Origin of the sequence: Sorangium sp. So ce367 (assembly GCF_051520455.1) — a bacterium.
Classification (GTDB): Bacteria; Myxococcota_A; Polyangia; order Polyangiales; family Polyangiaceae; genus Sorangium; species Sorangium cellulosum_B.
Genome location: NZ_CP150334.1, coordinates 5,729,217 through 5,746,023, shown reverse-complemented (window position 1 = coordinate 5,746,023; position 16,807 = coordinate 5,729,217). Strand labels below are relative to the sequence as shown.

9 protein-coding genes are annotated in these 16,807 nt (G+C 70.6%); 3 read left to right on the top strand and 6 right to left on the bottom strand.

The genetic code is table 11. The features are described from left to right. Positions 1-14 precede the first annotated feature (14 nt). Together WME97_RS21885 and WME97_RS21880 are read right to left on the bottom strand one after the other, a co-directional pair. Positions 15-6,029 carry an AAA family ATPase gene (locus WME97_RS21885; protein WP_437554587.1) on the bottom strand — a complete coding sequence of 2,005 codons (6,015 nt, stop codon included), beginning with the start codon at positions 6,027-6,029 and terminating at the stop codon, positions 15-17. Positions 6,030-6,091: 62 nt separating this feature from the next. Further along, the gene (locus WME97_RS21880) at positions 6,092-7,078 is read right to left on the bottom strand and encodes a response regulator (protein ID WP_437554585.1); all 987 of its coding nucleotides are present in this window, start codon (positions 7,076-7,078) and stop codon (positions 6,092-6,094) included. 1,029 nt (positions 7,079-8,107) lie between these two features. Here WME97_RS21880 and tkt point away from each other — a divergent pair. The 3 genes from tkt to WME97_RS21865 all read left to right on the top strand — a co-directional run bounded on the left by tkt (position 8,108) and on the right by WME97_RS21865 (position 12,729). Next, positions 8,108-10,096 carry a transketolase gene (gene tkt, locus WME97_RS21875; protein ID WP_437554583.1) on the top strand — a complete coding sequence of 663 codons (1,989 nt, stop codon included), beginning with the start codon at positions 8,108-8,110 and terminating at the stop codon, positions 10,094-10,096. Positions 10,097-10,238: 142 nt separating this feature from the next. Next, positions 10,239-11,180 carry an AEC family transporter gene (locus WME97_RS21870; RefSeq protein WP_437554581.1) on the top strand — a complete coding sequence of 314 codons (942 nt, stop codon included), beginning with the start codon at positions 10,239-10,241 and terminating at the stop codon, positions 11,178-11,180. A 145-nt stretch (positions 11,181-11,325) separates the two neighbouring features. Further along, positions 11,326-12,729 (top strand): PAS domain-containing protein, encoded by a 1,404-nt coding sequence (locus WME97_RS21865; RefSeq protein WP_437555451.1) that lies wholly within the window; start codon positions 11,326-11,328, stop codon positions 12,727-12,729. On the opposite strand, the gene WME97_RS21860 is transcribed toward WME97_RS21865, so the two are convergent. From WME97_RS21860 to WME97_RS21845, 4 genes are all read right to left on the bottom strand, one after another. Next, a complete protein-coding gene (locus tag WME97_RS21860; protein ID WP_437554579.1) occupies positions 12,680-14,236 on the bottom strand; it encodes an Hsp70 family protein in 1,557 nt (518 codons plus the stop codon). The two genes, WME97_RS21865 and WME97_RS21860, sit on opposite strands and share 50 nt — an antisense overlap. A 62-nt stretch (positions 14,237-14,298) precedes the next feature. Next, entirely contained in the window at positions 14,299-14,877 is a 579-nt protein-coding gene (locus WME97_RS21855) for a Uma2 family endonuclease (protein WP_437554577.1), read from the bottom strand. Positions 14,878-15,098: 221 nt separating this feature from the next. After that, the gene (locus WME97_RS21850) at positions 15,099-16,181 is read right to left on the bottom strand and encodes an NADH:flavin oxidoreductase/NADH oxidase (RefSeq protein WP_437554575.1); all 1,083 of its coding nucleotides are present in this window, start codon (positions 16,179-16,181) and stop codon (positions 15,099-15,101) included. Between the two features lie 152 nt (positions 16,182-16,333). Further along, positions 16,334-16,732, bottom strand: a complete 399-nt coding sequence (locus WME97_RS21845; protein ID WP_437554573.1) for a PEGA domain-containing protein — start codon at positions 16,730-16,732, stop codon at positions 16,334-16,336. Positions 16,733-16,807: the final 75 nt, after the last annotated feature.

The following is a 16,807-nucleotide window of genomic DNA, read 5'->3' as shown; positions in this document are numbered from 1 at the left end:
CACCATTCCGCGTTCTACGTCGGTTCCTGCGGATCCGCGCGGCCATTGCCGCCGTGCGCGCCGCCTGGGCCGTACGCACCGACGAAGTCCCGCAGCTTCCGGGTCTGATAGCGGCGGGCGAGCGTCGTGAGCTGATCGATCCAAGGCCTGAACCGCGGGTCGTGCTGCCTTATGCGCTCCGCCTCTTCCAGGATCCTGTGGATGAGCCCCTTCTTCGCGAGCGCCGACAACATCTCCAGCTCTTCTGCCGGAGGCGGCGCGAGGTGTCCGCCGTCGGGGAGCTCCTCCGCCGGCGCGTCCCGAGCAGGCGCCTCTTCGCGCCTGAGCCACTCGATGCCCAGCAACCGCGATATCTTGTCCAGGAGCGCGCTCGCCACGACGGGCTTGGGCAGGAAGTCATCGCAGCCGGCGAGGGCGCACTTCTGCTGCTCGGCCTCCGAGACGCTCGCCGACGAGACCACGATCGCCACCTGCCGGAGCTCGGGCATGCGCCGGAGACGGCGCGCGGCCTCGTAACCATCCATGTCCCGCATGTACACGTCCATCAGGATGAGCGCCGGCGCGCGCTGCGCGGCCACGCGCAGCGCCGCCTCACCCCCGTCCGCTTCGCACAGGTCAAAGCCGAGCGGGCCCAGGAGCCCGCGCACCACCGCGCGGTTGTCGGGGTTGTCGTCCGCGATGAGTATCGTGCGGCGCTCCCCCGGATAACCGATGATCGTGTCCCACCCCCTGGCTTCGCCTGGGCTCGTCGCGAGCTGCGCCTCGGCGAGCGGGAGCGTCACGGTGAAGACGCTGCCCTCACCGACCTCGCTCTGCACCTCGACCGCCCCACCCATCTGCTGCACGAGCTTCTTCGTGATGGCGAGGCCGAGCCCTGTGCCCTCGCTCTTCGCGCTCTGCTCCCCCACCTGCTCGAAGGGCTCGAAGATGCGCGACAGGTGATCGGGGGCGATCCCAGGACCCGTGTCCTCGATGCGGAAGCGCACCATTCGCCCCGCAGGGACGCTCTCCTCCAGCACCTCGACACCCAGGGAGACGCCCCCGCGCTCGGTGAACTTGATGGCATTGCCGAGGAGGTTCAAGAGCACCTGCATCAGCCGCTTCTCGTCGGCATGGACGGCCTGAAGCGCGGGGCCGCGCAGCTCGTGCGAGAACGTGATCCCCTTGGCCTCGGCGCGCACCCGGCACAGATCGACCACCGTCCGCACGAGCGCCGGCAACCGGAACTCCGTCAGCACGGAGTCCACCTTGCCCGCCTCGATTTTCGCCAGATGCAAGAGGTCGTTGATGAGCGAGAGCAGATGCTCGCTCGACCTCTGGATGACGTGCAGGCCATCCCGCCACGCCTGCGGGATATCGGGTGTTCGCTCCAGGATCTGGCAATACCCCATGATCCCGTTGAGCGGCGTTCGCAGCTCGTGGCTCATGCTGGAGAGAAAGTCGCTCTTGGCCTGGCTGGCGCGCTCCGCCGCTTCCTTGGCGATGCGGAGCTCGACGGTGCGCTCCTTGATCTTGGCCTCCAAATCCCGGTAGAGGAGCGCGTTCTCCACGGCGATGGCGGCCTGCGCGGCGACCACCGACAGGAGCTCGACCCGCCGCTCGGGGAACGCCGCAGGCGCCTCCCGGTGCTCGAGGTAGAGCACGCCAAGGAGGCGCCCTCGATGCGACAGGGGAAGCGCCAGGAGCGAGAGCACCGGGTGCGCGGCCAGGTACGGATCGGCCGCGAAGCGCGCGTCCGACCTGGCGTCGTCCACCACGACCGGCTCGTTCGTGCGCGCCACGTAGTGTGCGACCGTCCTCGCCACCTCGCTGCTCTGCGAGAGCGGCTCGGACAGGCCCGTCTCGATGCGGCCCCCCTCCACCGAGAGCCGCGCCACGACCGAGAGCTCTTCGCCTTCGCCGAGCAGCAGAACGCCGCGCTGCGCGCCGGCGCTCTCCAGCACGAGCTCCATCAGCCGGCCGACGACCCGCTCCGGGTCGAGCTCGCTCGACAGCGCCTGCGCCGCGCGTACCGCGGTGTTCACGTCGAGCTGCGCGCCCCCCTCGGCGCCCGTCGTGGTCAGCGTGGCGACGCCCGTCGTGCGGCGGCGATCGGCCGCCGCGGGCTGGGCAGGCGCGCGGAGCAGGGCCGGCCATCTCGCCTCGAGATGGGCCACCACCGCGTGCGCGTCCCAGCGGACATAGGCGTCCCTGGCCTCACGCAGGTACAGCGCTGCGATACGGCTCCTGCCCGCCTCGATGTGGAACTCGGCGCAGAGCTGGGCAGCGAGGGCTTCGATGTGGAAAAAACGCTGCTGGCGGGCCAGCTCGATGGCCTCGTCGTACCTGGCCATGGCCTCGTCGGTCTTGCCCTGCAGGCGGGCGTGCTCGGCCTCGAGCAGGCGCAGCTTGTGCAGGAAGTTGTCTGCGCACCCCTCGGCGAAGTACCTCAGACGCTCGAGGCCGTGCTCGATATGCTCGCGGAGCCTCGCCTGCTCTTCCGGATCCGTGGTCTCGTTCCAGCACTTCGCCGCTGCAAGCGCGAGCCAGAGCGGGATGTCTGTCACAGGGGGAAAGCCGAAGAGGATCTGTCGGAACTGAGCGGCCTCCCGGGCGCGCGAGAGCGCGCGCGAAAACGCGCCGGCGACGAGGAACAGGTGCGCCTCGAGGACGCGAGCATGCGCGGCCGTCATCCCGTCTCCCTCGGCCAGGAGGGAGCGCGACCCTCGCGAAAGCGGCTCATCGGAGAGGAGCAACGCCGCGTTGCCGCTGGATATCAGCAGGCCACACCATGACGCGAACATCTCGTAATAGTGTTTCCCGAGAGCGTCTCCTGCGCGCTGCATCAGGCCCCAATGAGCCGTCCGGTGCGCCTCGATCTGTCCGACCGGCTGACCACGCCATACGCGGTAGAAGCTCAAGTCGTCCACCAGCCCCCAGCTCGTGCCCTGGAACGAGCCGAGCTTCAGGCCCGTTGTGACGCTTCGTTCGAGGACGGGCCCCATTTCATCGGCGGGGAGGGAGTAGCCCATGTACATCGCCTGGTAACACAGACACTCTGCCAGCAAGGGGGACGCGACGCGCTCCGCCGCGCGCACGCCAGGCCAGACCCAGGATGCGGATCGGCGGTACATCCCCGTGGTGATCGACCACGCGTTCGCGAAGCAAACGATGTTGAAAGGAGAAATGGGCGTGATCATGCCCCGCTGTCGCACCCTTTGGACGCCGCGGACCATCGCGAGCGTGGACAGCATCGGCTGACCGCCGATCCCAGCACACACCATCAGCTGCATCATCAGCGCGTCGATGAGCACTTGCTCCACCGACGGATCGGAGGGCATCCGATCGAACGCGTCCGGGTCGCCCTCGAACCATCGATCCAGCTCGACGGACTCCTCGAGCAAGGCGGTGAGGCGCGCCTCGTCCGTGTCGGGAAGAACGATACCCTGCTCCGCAAGCGCCGTGAGCCCGTGCTCTACCCCTCGCGTGAACTCACCTGCCACCTGGCAGGCGCGGACGCGGAGCTCCTGTACCGAAAGCCTGATCGGCGCCGGAAGAGGCGTCGCGAGCAGCCGTACGGACCGCGTCTCGACGTCATCGAACTCCCGCAGCAGAAAGGCCGCCTCGAGCCGCTCCAGCGCGAGCTGCGCGGTCAGCTCGGGCTCCGTCTGCCACGCGCCGTCGCCCAGCAAGGCCTGCGCGGTCTCCGCGAGGCTCGCCAAGAGCCGGTGCGAGCTCGCCGCCTTCGCGGCGCGCGCGGCTTCGAGGTTGAGCCGCGCCAGCGCCACGCGTTCCTCTACGGAGCTCGCCCGCGAAGAGCCCAGGTTCAGGTGCCGCACCAGCTCCAGGAGCTCTTGCGGTGTGCCGCCCTCCGTCCGATGCAGCGCCCAGAGCCGCCGGCCGATCTCCATGTGGGCGAGCGCCCGCTGCTCCGGCGCGACCCGCTCGTAGCTCGCCTGCTGCACGCGGTCGTGCAAGAAGCGGTATTCCGCGTCGAGCGCTCCTTCTCCGGTTCCGGTTCCGGTTCCGACCTGCCCCAGCGCCTGCGCGGTCCGGTAGGCTCCATCGGCCGGCACCACCAGCTCCTCCCGCAGGGCGGGCCACAGCGCGCCGGTCACCCGGGCGCGCTCCCATCCGCTGAGCCGCTCGAGGTCGTGGAGGTGGAAGGCGTGCCCCGCGCACGCCGCGAGCCCCAGGAGCTGCTGTGTCGCTTCGGGCATCTCGAGCAGCTTGTCCGTCAAGAGGGCCACGACGTTGTCCGTGACCTGCGCCTGCTCCAGCTCCTTCTGGTCCCAGCGCCATGCGCCGCTCTCCAGATCCCTGACCACCTTGCCCTGGCGGTGCAGAGAGAGCAGCAGCTGCTCGACAAAGAAGGGGTTTCCTCGCGTCTTTTGCCACAGCACCCGTGACAGCGGCGCCACCCGCGCCGCCTCGCTGCGCAGCGTCCGCGCCGCCCACGCCTGCACCTGCTCTTCCGACAGGGGGCTCACCGTCATTGTCGACACCGTCGCGCCGCTCTTCTCCACCGCCTCCACGAGCTTCCAGAGCGAGTGCTCGGGCGGCGTCTCGTTGTCGCGGTACGCGGCGATCACGAGGAGGTCTCGTCGCTCTGCGTCGGTCAGCAGCGTCCTCAGGATCTCCAGCGTGGCGCTGTCGGCCCACTGCATGTCGTCGAGGAACATCACGAGCGGCGCGTTCGGCGTCGCCACCGCCCGCACGAAATTCAGCCACGTCAGCTTCTGGCGGGCGAGCACCAGATCGCCCTGCACCGGCGGCACCGGCGCGAGCTTGCCCATCACCAGGTCAAGCTCGGGGACCACGTCCGCGATGAGCCGGGCGTTGTCCCCCACCTCGGCCTTGATTCGCTCCTGCCATGCCGCGAGCACCGGCTTCGGGCTCGCCAGCCACTGCTGCATCAGCGCCCCGAACGCATGCGCCATGGCCGCGTACGGCATCGACCGCGCCATTGGGTCGTGCTTGCCCGAGATCAAGAGCCCGCGCCCCGCCTGCGCGATATCCTGGTACACCGTGCGCACGAGCGCCGTCTTGCCGATGCCGGACGGGCCGCCGATGAGCACGAGCTCCACGGTGCCCGCGGCGGCGCGGGCGAAGGCGGCGCCCAGGAGATCCCGCTCCCGCTCTCGCCCGACGAGCACGTCTGGCAGCCGCAGCCTCTGTGAGAAATCCTTGTCCCCGAGCGCGAAGCGCTCCACCGTGCCGCGCTCGCGCCACATGCGAAGGGCTCGCTCCAGGTCCTCGGCTGCCCCCTTGGCCGTCTGATACCGCCGGTCAGGGTTCTTCGCCAGGAGCCTTGACGAGATCGCCGCGACGCCCGGAGGCACGTCGGGGGCGACCTCGTCGAGGCTCGGCGGCTCCTTCGCGAGGTGCGCGTGCACGAGCGAGAGCGGGTCGCGCTCGGTGAACGGCAGCCGCCCCGAGAGCGCCTCGAAGAGCGTCACTCCGAGCGAGTAGAGGTCGGTGCGCGCGTCGAGCGCGCGCGCCGTGCGGCCCGTCTGCTCCGGCGACATGTACGCCAGCGTCCCCTCGATCCCTTCGGGGATGCTCGCCGCCGTCGCCTCCAGCGGCAGCGACGAGGCGATGCCGAAGTCGAGCAGCTTGACCTGCGTATACGCCGCGTCGACCAGCACGTTCTGTGGCTTGATGTCCTTGTGTGTCACGCCTGCCGCGTGCACGGCCTCGAGGACCCGGGCGAGGAGCGCTCCCAGCCGGAGCCCCGCCTCCACCGGCAGGCGCCCGCGCTCGGCCAGCACGCCATCCAGCGACCGGAAGCCCGGGTCTTCGAGCACCAGCGCGACCGTCCCGCCCCGCTGCAAGAGCTCCCGCGCCCGTGCTATCCCTGATACCTCCCCGAGCTGTTTCAGGAGGTGGTGCTCATGCACGATGCGCCCCGTCACGCGCGAGCTCGGCGCGGCCGCCACGGGAAACTTGAGCACCACCCTATCGCCCGAGGGACGATGGACCGCGCGGCACACGCGGGTCTCGGCCCCTTCGTGCATGACCTCCCCCACAGCGTAGTCTCTCAGATCCATCCCGGTTCAGCTCCTCTTCGGGTCCGGCGGAGACGCCGGGCAACAACGGAGTTCTCTCGTGTTCAGAGCTCGCGCCTCGGCTGGCCACGACCGCGCGTGCGCAGCGCATGCTCGACGCCCGACTGGAGGGTGGCCTTCGTCACGAGGCGATCGCGGTGCAGGTCGAGCCCCACGAACGTGTGCGCCACCTCGGCGCGGATTCCGGTCACGACCGTTCGCGTGCCGAGCAGCGAGAGCCCCATCGCGGCTTGCACGAGCATGCGCGCGACAGTCGCGTCTACCGCTTTGACGCCGGTGATGTCGATGATGAGATGGTCCGCCCCGCGCTCGCTCGCCCCGCGCAGCGCTGTCTCGACCGCTTGCCTGGCGCGCTCGACGTCCACCGTGCCGACGAGGGGCATCACGAGGATGCCATCGATGATCGGAATCAGCGGCGCGGACAGCTCGAGGAGCCGCTCCCGCTGGGCCGCGATGACCTGCTCCTGCAGCGCCGCTCTGGCCGCCTCGGCGCGCTCGCTCTGCGCGAGTTGCTGCGAGAGCTGCGTGTTCGCGTCGCGCAGCATCTGCACGGCCTCCGCCAGCGCCTCCTCGGCCCTGGCGCGCTCCCGGATCTCCTGCGAGAGCCTCGCATTCCGCTCCTCGAGAGCCCGCGTTGCGCGCCGGAGCGAGATCTGGGTGTGCACCCGCGCCAGGAGCTCGGTCTTCTCGAACGGCTTGGTCACGTAGTCGACGGCCCCCAGGCGAAAGCCCTGGATCCGGAACTTCGCTTCAGCGAGCGCTGTCATGAAGATGACGGGGATGCTCTGCGTCGCTGGATCGGCCTTGATTCGCCGGCACGCCTCGAACCCGCTGAGACCGGGCATCAGCGCGTCGAGCAAGATGAGATCGGGCTGGGCTCGGCTGGCCAGCTCGATCGCCTCCTCACCGTCGCACGCGACGGCGACCTCCAATCCATCCGACATGAGCGCGCTCGACAGGACGTTCAGGTTGTCTGCGCTGTCGTCCACGATGAGGATGAGCCCAGAGGGCGGAGTTTCTTTCTCTTGCATAGGTTTCTGCAGATCTCAGTACACCCCAACCAGCCTTCCGCTCCCGGTCGGCATGTCCAACGGGACGGCGAGCGAGCGGACGCATGCACCGTGAGCTGTGTGGCCCTGCCACAGCGAAGGATCCCCCCGGACTCCCTCGTCTCGTATCACGGGACGGTTGGAATTAGCACGTGTTTTGTGGGCGGAAGAGGAGGGGGGGCCCACCTCGATCCAGGCGGACCATGTCGGCTCTCCGGCGAAGCCCAGGCCGGCATGGCCGTGCGCCGAGCGGTCGTTGAGCCTCCGCCGCTTCCGTGGACACCGCTGGAGGTATCAGCAGGCAGGGATTGGGACGGAGAACGAGGAGGGGGACACGCCCGGGTTCACGGCGCAGGCGGCATGGCTGGTGAAGGCGCTCCTTCTCATCCTTGTCCTTCAACTTCCGGGTACCCAGGGCGTCCTTCCGCCTGAAGGCCACTTGGCGGTTTCTCTCTTTCCGCGATGAACCTCCCGCAGCAGTGCGAGCGCCTCGTGGCCTGAGCTCCATCCGCGTGCAGGCCCGAGGGGAGCGGCTCCGGAACCCTGTTGCAAAGGATGTCGCCGTCCACCCAGAGGACAATGCCGTGGTCATGGGCCGCAGCCTGGGAAATCCGGATCTCGGCGGTGGGCCAATCCCCGCCGGAACGAGCTTTGTGGTGAAGGTGAACCCGGCGTGGGGGCGAAGGCCGCCTTGGCGCCATCGTGTCCGCCTGCACCTCAGGGCGGCGGCGAACGGCGGCATGTCGGCCCGGCGCCCGTCTCCCGGCGAGCGCCGCGCGAGCAGCTGCCGGGGCTCCGCGAGCGCAGCGGGCCGCGCGGCGGGCGTCCGCCATGGCGCAACCAATGGGCGGACCGGCCCGATCTCCGCCCCGCGGCCCCGGCGCATCCCACGAAACCCTGGACAGTCGAGCGGGCACCGAGGCGCGCTCGCAGCGGTCCAGGCGTCGGCGGCGGGTGAGGGGGCCTCGCGAAGGGGCGCGCTTCGCGACGAAGTAGGTTAGAGTGCGCGCCATGCCTGATTTCGCCAAGCTCGCCGCCGCGGCCTCGATCGCCCGCGGCCTCGCCATGGATGCCGTCCACGCCTGCTCATCCGGTCACCTCGGCCTACCGCTAGGGGCCGCCGAGATCGGTGCAGCGCTCTACGGCGACATCCTCCGCCACGATCCGAGCGAACCGCACTGGTTGAACCGCGATCGCTTCGTCCTGTCCGCCGGTCACGGCAGCATGTTCCTCTACGCCTGGCTGCACCTCTCGGGCTATCCGGTGTCCCTCGACGACGTCCGCCGCTTCCGGCAGTGGGAGTCGAAGACGCCCGGCCACCCGGAGTACCATTACACCGAGGGCGTCGAGGCGACGACGGGCCCGCTCGGCCAGGGCGTGGGCAACGCGGTCGGGCACGCGGTGGCCGCCAAGATGCTCGCCGCGCGTTACAACACGCCCGAGCACACGATCTTCGATCTCAATGTCTACTGCCTCGCCGGCGACGGCTGCCTCCAGGAGGGCGTGGCCGCCGAGGCGGCCTCCTTCGCGGGGCACTTCAAGCTCGACAACCTGATCCTCATCTACGACGCCAACGACGTCACCCTCGACGCGATGGCCATCAAGACCCAGAGCGAGGACACGGCCAAGCGCTTCGAGGCCTACGGCTTCGAGGTGCTCCACATCGAGCAGGGCAACGATCTGGAGGCCGTCCACCGGGTGCTCGGCCAGGCGCGGGCGTCGAAGAGCGGAAAGCCGAAGTTCGTCGTCGCCCACACCGTCATCGGCAAGGGGATCCCGGAGGTCGCCGGCACGCAGAAGGCGCACGGTGAGGGCGGCGCCAAGTTCGTGGATCAGGCCCGCAAGAACCTGGGGCTGCCCGCGGAGCACTTCTACGTCAGCGAGGAGGTGAAGCAGTTCTTCGCGACGCGCAAGGAAGAGCTCGCCAAGGTGCGCGGGGCGTGGGAGGCGACCTTCCAGGCCTGGCGCGCGAAGAACCCGGAGCTCGCCCGCCAGCTCGACGACGGCCTCGCGAAGAAGCTCCCGGCGGACCTCGACGCGCGCGTCCCCGCCTTCGCCGCCGGCACCAAGGTCGCCACGCGCAAGGCCGGCGAGACCGTGCTGCAGGCGGTCGCCGAGGCGGTGCCCGCGCTCATCGGGTCGAGCGCCGACCTCTACGGCTCGACGTTCAACTACATCGCGTCGAGCACCGACTTCGATCCGGAGCACCCCGGCGGCCGGAACATCCGCGCCGGCATCCGCGAGCACGGCATGGGCGCGATCATGAACGGCATCGCGTACCACGGCGGCCTGCGCCCGAGCGGCGCGACGTTCCTCGTGTTCGCGGACTACCTGCGGCCGAGCGTCCGCCTGGCCGCGCTGTCGCACCTGCCGGTCATCTACATCTTCACGCACGACTCGGTGGGCGTGGGCGAGGACGGGCCGACGCACCAGCCCGTCGAGACCGTCGCCGGGCTGCGCGTCATCGTCGATCTGGACGTCATCCGGCCGGCGGACGCCGAGGAGACGGCCGGCGCCTGGATCTCCGCGCTGGAGCGCAACGACGGCCCGACGGTCCTCGCGCTCACGCGCCAGGCCGTCCCGCTGCTCCCGGGCGACGCCGCCGCCAAGCGCGAGGGCGTCCGGCGCGGCGCCTACGTCCTGGTCAAGGAGACGGCGGCGCTCGAGACCATCCTGATCGCGACGGGCAGCGAGGTGCAGCACGCGGTCGAGGCCGCGAAGCGGATCGGGCCCGGCGTCCGCGTCGTCTCGATGCCGTGTGTGGAGCGGTTCGCGCGCCAGGATCACGCCTACCGCGAGGCCGTGCTGCCCGCCGCGTGCACGCGGCGCGTGTCCATCGAGGCGGGCGTCACCTTCGGCTGGCACCGGTGGGTCGGCACCAAGGGGATCGCCCTCGGCATCGACCGCTTCGGCACGAGCGCCCCCGGCGACATCGTGATGGACCGGCTGGGCATGAATGCCCAGGCGGTGGTGCAGGCCGTGCAGGACCTCGTGCCCTGACCACCTGAAGAAGCGCGGGGGCGCCGGGAAGCAACCTTCCTCGGCGCTCCTGGCGCGGTCTCGACCTCCCGCCCCGCTGCCGCCGGCCGCATGACCAGCGAGAGCGCTGGACGCCGCCCGCCGCCGAGCTAAAAGCGGGCCCGTGCCGTCGGGCGACCTGATCTCGCAGCTGTTGGCCCTCTTCGCGGTGCTCGGGGTCGGCGTGCTGCTGCGCGCGCTGGGCCGCGCCGGTCAGGCGGACGCCGCCGTGCTGCACCGGCTGGTCATCGACGTCACCACGCCCGCGCTGATCGTCAGCGTGCTCCGCCGCTCGGGCATCGGTCACGGCGCGTGGGGCGCGGTCGCCGCGTCGACGGTCGCGCTCTTCGCGTGCGCCCTCGCGGGGGTCGCCGTGGCGCGGGCGCTCGGGCTCCCGCGCGCCGCGCAGGGCGCCGCCGGCCTCGTCGGCAGCTTCTCCAACACCGGCTTCCTCGGCGTGCCCGTCGTGCTGGCCCTCTACGGCGACGCGGGCGGCGCGGCGGGGACGGCGATCCTCGTCGACAGCATCGTCACGGCGTTCCTCCTGTGGACCTTCGGCGTCGCGCTCGCCGCGCGCATGGGCGGGGGCGGGGGCGGCGGGGATGGGCGGGGCCTGCTCGCGGTGCTCCTGCACCCGAACGTGCTGTCGATCGCCGTGGGGCTCACGCTCCACGCGGCGCCGATCCCGCTGCCGGTGTGGCTGGAGCAGGCGCTCGGCGCGCTCGGGAGCGCGACCCCGACGCTCGTGTTCCTCGCGCTGGGCCTCAGCCTCGACCTCGGTTCGCTCCGCGGCCGCGTGCGCCCGCTCGCGGCGGTCGCCGCCGTGAAGCTGCTCCTGTCGCCCGCGGTCGCGCTCGGCGCCGCGGTCGCGCTCGGCCTGAAGCGGCCCTCCTCCGAGGTGGCGGTGCTTCAGTCCGCCATGCCGACGTCCATGGTGTCCGTGATCGTCGCCGCGCGGTACGGCTGCGACGGCCAGTTCGCCGCGGCCACCGCGGTCGTGACCACGCTCGGCGCGCTGGCGACCCTGCCGATCCTGGTCGAGGCGCTGCGCCGGATCGTCCCGTAGCGCGCTCTCCGCTCCCCCGCACACGAACGCGACCCAACGCGGCCTGACGCGGCCTGACGCGACCCAGAGCGCGGGTCCCGCGCAGGTGTGAGCGCCACAACGCGCCCAATCGCTGAAAGCCGAGCTCCGCAAATCGGCGTTGGCAATGCTGGACGGAATATGTAAGTGTCCGGCGTGTAATAATGCATGGATACGACCTGAGCGCGATGGCCACTCGCGAGCTGAAAGGGCAGACCCGATGAGCCTGGGGGGCATGGACATCGAGGGACTGCAGGCTGAGCTGGAGCGGCTCCGCTGCGAGGTCAAGGCGCTGGAGCAGCGCGCCCAGGCCGCGGAGGCGCAGGCGGCGCTGTACCAGGGCGTCTTCGAGCACCTGCCGGTCCCGTCGGCGCTCTACGGCGCCGACGGCGTACTCGTGGACATCAACCGACGGAACCGCGAGATACTGGCCGTGCCGTCGAAGGAGGCCATGGTCGGCAAGCACAATATGTACGAGGACCCTGTCGCCTTGGCGGGCGGATACACTGCCCACTTCGATCAGGTGATCCGGAGCGGCGGAGGCGTGATCATGGCGCCGACCGCGTACAACACGGCCGACGCCGGCCTCGATCGCACCGAGGACCGCACCGTCTGGACCGAGACCAGGATGTCGGCGGCCGACGTGGGCGGCGCGCGCTACGTGATCGGGATCAACCTCGACGTGACCGACAGGATGCGCGCCCAACAGGCGTACCAGGACAGCGCGGCATTCGTCACCGCAATCGTGGAGCACGCGCCCAGCGCCGTCTACGTCAAGGATCTGAACGGCCGCTATGCGCTCGTCAACAGGCACTTCGAGCGGCTCATGGGCCTCTCCCGGGACGCGGTGCTCGGGCGCGCCGATCGCGATGTCATGCCCTCGGAGCTCGCCGAGGCTTTTGCGCAGTCGGAGCGGCAGGTCATCGCGACGGAGGCGCCGCTCGTCAAGGAGGAGCAGCTCCTGATCGAGGGCCGCGTCCATTCCTTCGTGACCACGAGGTTCCCGCTGCTGGATTCACGAGGCACGCTGCATGCGGTGTGCGGCATCTCCGTGGAGGTCACCGAAAGCCGAGCGGCCGAGGCCGAGGCTCAGCGGCTTCAGGACGAGATCATCCACCTGCAGGAGGCCAGGCTGCGCGCCCTCTCCACGCCGCTGCTGCCGATCGCGCGCGGCGTGGTGGTGATGCCGCTCATCGGCAACATCGATGCGCCGCGGGCTCAGCAGGTGCTCGAGATCCTGCTGGAAGGCATCGTCGCCCACCAGGCCTCGATGGTGATCCTCGACGTTACGGGCGTGCCGACCATCGACACCCAGGTCGCGAGCGCGCTGGTGCGGACGGCGCGCGCGGTGAACCTGCTCGGCGCGCAGGTGCTCCTGACGGGGATCCAGCCCGCCATCGCGCGGACGCTCGTCGAGCTCGGGGCCGATCTGGGCGGGCTCCTTGTGCGGTCCACGCTCGATTCGGGCATCGCGTATGCCCTCACGCCCCGACCTGGTAGACGCGCCGGTACCCTGCCTCCACGTCCGTGATCGTCACCTCGACGATCCCGTGCGAGGTGATCGCGTACTGCTCCTCGATCAGCGGCCCCTCGTTGCCCATGCGCTCGACGGTCACCCCGCCGAGCTCGGCGGCGCGGTCGCGGAGCCGCCGGTCGAAGGGGAACACGACCTCGTTGAACGCCGTGATGTCGCCGTGGGGCACGCCGAGCCGGTCGAGCGCGGCGCACTCGACGAACCGGTAGCGGCCGACGTTGTGCGCCGCCCGGTACACGCGCCGCGAGACCACCGGCGCCTCGTGGCTCGACGGGATGCGCGCCTCCCGGTCGAAGATCGGGTCGAAGACCACCTCGTCCCCGCCGCTGCCCTCCCGGAACACCCCGAAGTGGCGCGAGAGCCGGTCGGAGAGCTCGAAGCCCGCGTCCTCGTCGACGGCGATGGCCAGGCCGATCGCGATGGCCGCCGAGGGGTAGGGGGAGCGATGGACGCGGCGCCCGAAGCGCTCGCGCAGCGTCCGCGCGACGATGGGCAGCGAGCTCGCGCCGCCGACGACGTAGATCCCCGCGATGTCGGCGAGCGCCTCGCCCGCGCCGGCGTCGAGGCGCGCGATCACCGGCTGCATCGCCGCGATGGTCGACTCCACGAGGGGAACGCACCGGTCGTAGTAGTCGGCGGTCGCGATCGTCACCTCGCGGGCGGGCGAGAGGTCGCCCAGGCAGGCCTCCAGGTCGATCACGATGCGCCGGGAGTTCGGGTTGAGCCGCTCCTTCACCTCGCGGCACTGGTCCGCGAGCGCCGCGAGCGCGCGCGCCGGCAGGCCCTCGCGCTCGATCTTCTCGATCTTGCCGGCGTCGAGCGCCATCGAGGCCAGCGCGGCGTCGAAGTCGTCGCCGCCGAGGTGGTTCAGGCCCGCGGTCGTCACGGCGTCGTGGCTGCGCCCGGTCATGTGGACAAGCGACGCGTCGAACGTCCCGCCGCCGAGGTCGTAGACGACGATGTGCTCGCGCTTCGACGTGATGGTGCTGCGGTGGCGGTGCGTGTACTCGAAGCCGGCGGCCGACGGCTCGTTCAGGAGCGCGATCACCTCGAAGCCGGCGCGGCGGAAGGCGTCGAGCGTCACGAACCGCTGCGACCCGTGCGCGTTGGCCGGGGTCGCCACGACCGAGATGAGGCGCCCGTCGTCGTCCTTCTTGGGCCGGTTCGACCGGTTCAGCACGGCGTCGCGGAGCGACCGCAGGAACAGGGTCAGGAGATCGAGCACGCGGAGCTTCGTCCCGCCGATCTCGACCTCGACGTCGGGCGACGCGCGCGGGCCGGAGAGCACCCGCTTGAACGACCGGAGCACGGTCCACTCGGGGTCCGAGGCGACCGCGAGGGCGTCGAAGCCGAACCGGAGCTCCCCCCGCCGCTCGGCGGCCACGGAGGGGTAGAAATCCACGGTGTCCCCCGCCGCGTCCTGGAAGCTGACGACAGGGTAGTTCCCGCGATCGCAGCACGCGACCACGGTCCGCGTGGTTCCGAAATCGATCCCGAGGCGCAAGGTAGGGTCTCCTCCGGCCCCATGCTGCCACATCCGGCCGCCCGCGGTGAAACTCTGCGAGGTCAGTCGGCTTCCAGCTCGAAGGCACCGTCGTAGATGGCGTCGACCGAGATCTCGGCGCCGTTCGCCAGGGCGATCGTGTCGCCCCGCTCGAGCACGCGATACCGCCAGGAGCCGTCCCCCTCGCGTCGATAGTGCTCGATGCGCACGTGCCATGGTGAGACGAGCAGGTAGTCCGTCAGGCAGGGGAGGCGCTGGTAGCCCTCCCACTTCTCGCCCCGATCGAAGGCCTCGGTGCTGCGCGAGAGCACCTCCACGATGGCCGTGGGGTTCGAGAGGACGTCGCCGGCGCCTGGCTCGGTCTGCACGCCGCCGCACACGACGACGGCATCCGCGTAAACGTAGCGCGCTCCCTGTTTGGCCGAGATCCGTTGATCGGACGAGAGCACGTGGCACCCCCTGCCGCGCACGGCCGCGCGGAGCTCTGCGCCCGCGGCGGTCGACAGGAAGTTGTGCCGCGGGCTGCCGCCGGCCATCGCGAAGACCTCACCGAGGTGGTACTCGTGCTTCGCGGGCTGCTCGCGCTCCCACGCCAGGTACTCGGCGGCGCTCATGCGTCGGCTGGCGGCGGCATCGCCCATGGCACGCACCTTAGCGCGGCGACCGATGGCTGGCGACAGGCGAGGGGACGGCTGGCGCACCGCCGCCACGTCGGCGCGGCGCGCCGGCGATCGCGGCGCCGCCGCGGGCGGCGCGTGCGGGCGCAGGTCCTGGGATCCCCGTGACGCTCAGCTCATCGGCTCGCCTTCCTCCGCGTCGGCCCAGAGCAACTCGCGACGAGGGGACGGCCAGCGTCCCCTGTTCAGCGCTTGAGCCAGTGACCGTACGGCGGCGGGAGGACGCGGCTCGGCTGCTCCACTCCCAGCTTCTTGGCCGCGTGATAGGCCCAGTGCGGGTCGTCCAGGAGGGCGTGCGCCAGCACGATGAGGTCCGCCTGGCCCTCCTTCAAGGCTGCTTCGGCCTGCTCGGGCTCGTTGATGAACCATCCCGCGGCGACCGGCAGCTCCGCTTCCTTCCGGATGCGCCCGGCGTGCGGGAGCAAGAAGCCAGGGCCCCAGGGGATCTTCGAGAGATCGGGCACGGCGAACCCGTGGCTCGCGTCGAGGAGATCGAGGCCGGAGGCCTTGAGCCGCCTCGTCAGCTCGATCGACTCCTCGACCGTGACGCCGCCGTCCACCCAGTCCGTGATCGAGAGGCGGATCGTCAGCGGCAATCGCTCCGGCCAGACGTTTCGCACGGCCTCGAACGTCTCGACCAGGAAGCGGATCCGGTTGTCGAACGACCCCCCGTACTCGTCGGTGCGCGCATTGGCGAGCGGCGAGTAGAAGCTGTGCGCCAGATAGCCGTGCGCGAAGTGCAGCTCGAGCCACTGATAGCCCGCCTCGCGCGCCCGCCGCGCGGCGGCGACGAAATCGCCCTTCACGCGCTCGATGTCGGCCTTCGACATCTCTTTCGGCACCTTGGGGAGGTTCGCTCCGAACGCCTTCGCCGAGGGCGCCAGCGTCTCCCAGGCGCCCTCGTCCTGCGTGAGGTGGTCGTCGCCCTCCCAGGGCCGGTTGGCGCTCGCCTTCCTCCCCGCGTGCGCGAGCTGGATCCCCGCGACCGCGCCCTGCTCCTTGACGAACGCGACGATCCGCTGGAGAGGCTCGATCTGCCCGTCCTCCCACAGACCGGCGTCTCCGGGGCTGATGCGGCCTTCCGGGGACACCGCCGTCGCCTCGGCGATCGCCAGGCCGACTCCGCCCCTCGCCATCGAGCCCAGATGAACAAGGTGCCAGTCGGTGGCGTACCCGTTCCTGGAGGAGTACTGGCACATGGGAGAGACGACCACGCGGTTGCGCAGCGTGACGTCCTTCAAGCGAAAGGGCTCAAACAACCTGGTCATGGAGACCTCCTCGTCAAGTCGGCGCAGCTTTGCACGGCGCCGCCGACGTTGTCGACGTAGATGTCGACGGAACCCGGGCGGAGCGCGGCCACGCGCAAGCATCGACGGGTCGTGGTCATCGCTCTCCTCCGCTCCTCGCGGGAGGCCTGACGCTACTTCTTCTCGCTCTTCTTGTCGCCCGTCGCGCCGCCGCTCGCCTCCACCAGGGAAGGTGGCGGGTCCGACTGGACCGTCTTCGCGTCGCCGGGCTCGAGCGTCACCATCATGGTCCGGTTGCCGCGCTCCGGGTCCACGAACGTCACCTCGTGCGACCCGGGCGCGACCTTGCGCCCCGAGATCGGCGTCGTCCCGATGGGCTTGCCGTCCAGCAGGATCTCGGTCGGCTGCGCGGCGATCACGTCGAGCATCGGCGCGTCGTCGAGCGGCGGCTCGGGCTCCGGCTCGGGCTCGGCCGCGATCGGCGCGGGTTGCGGGGGCTCCGGCGGCGGCTTCGGGGCGCCGCCGCAGCCGGCGATGGCGAGGGTGACGAGGAAGGTGGAGGTGCGCAGCATGGACCCGAAGCTAGACAGGAAACGCGCGGGAGGAAATGGCGATGGTGGCCTCACACGCGCAACGCTCCACCACGG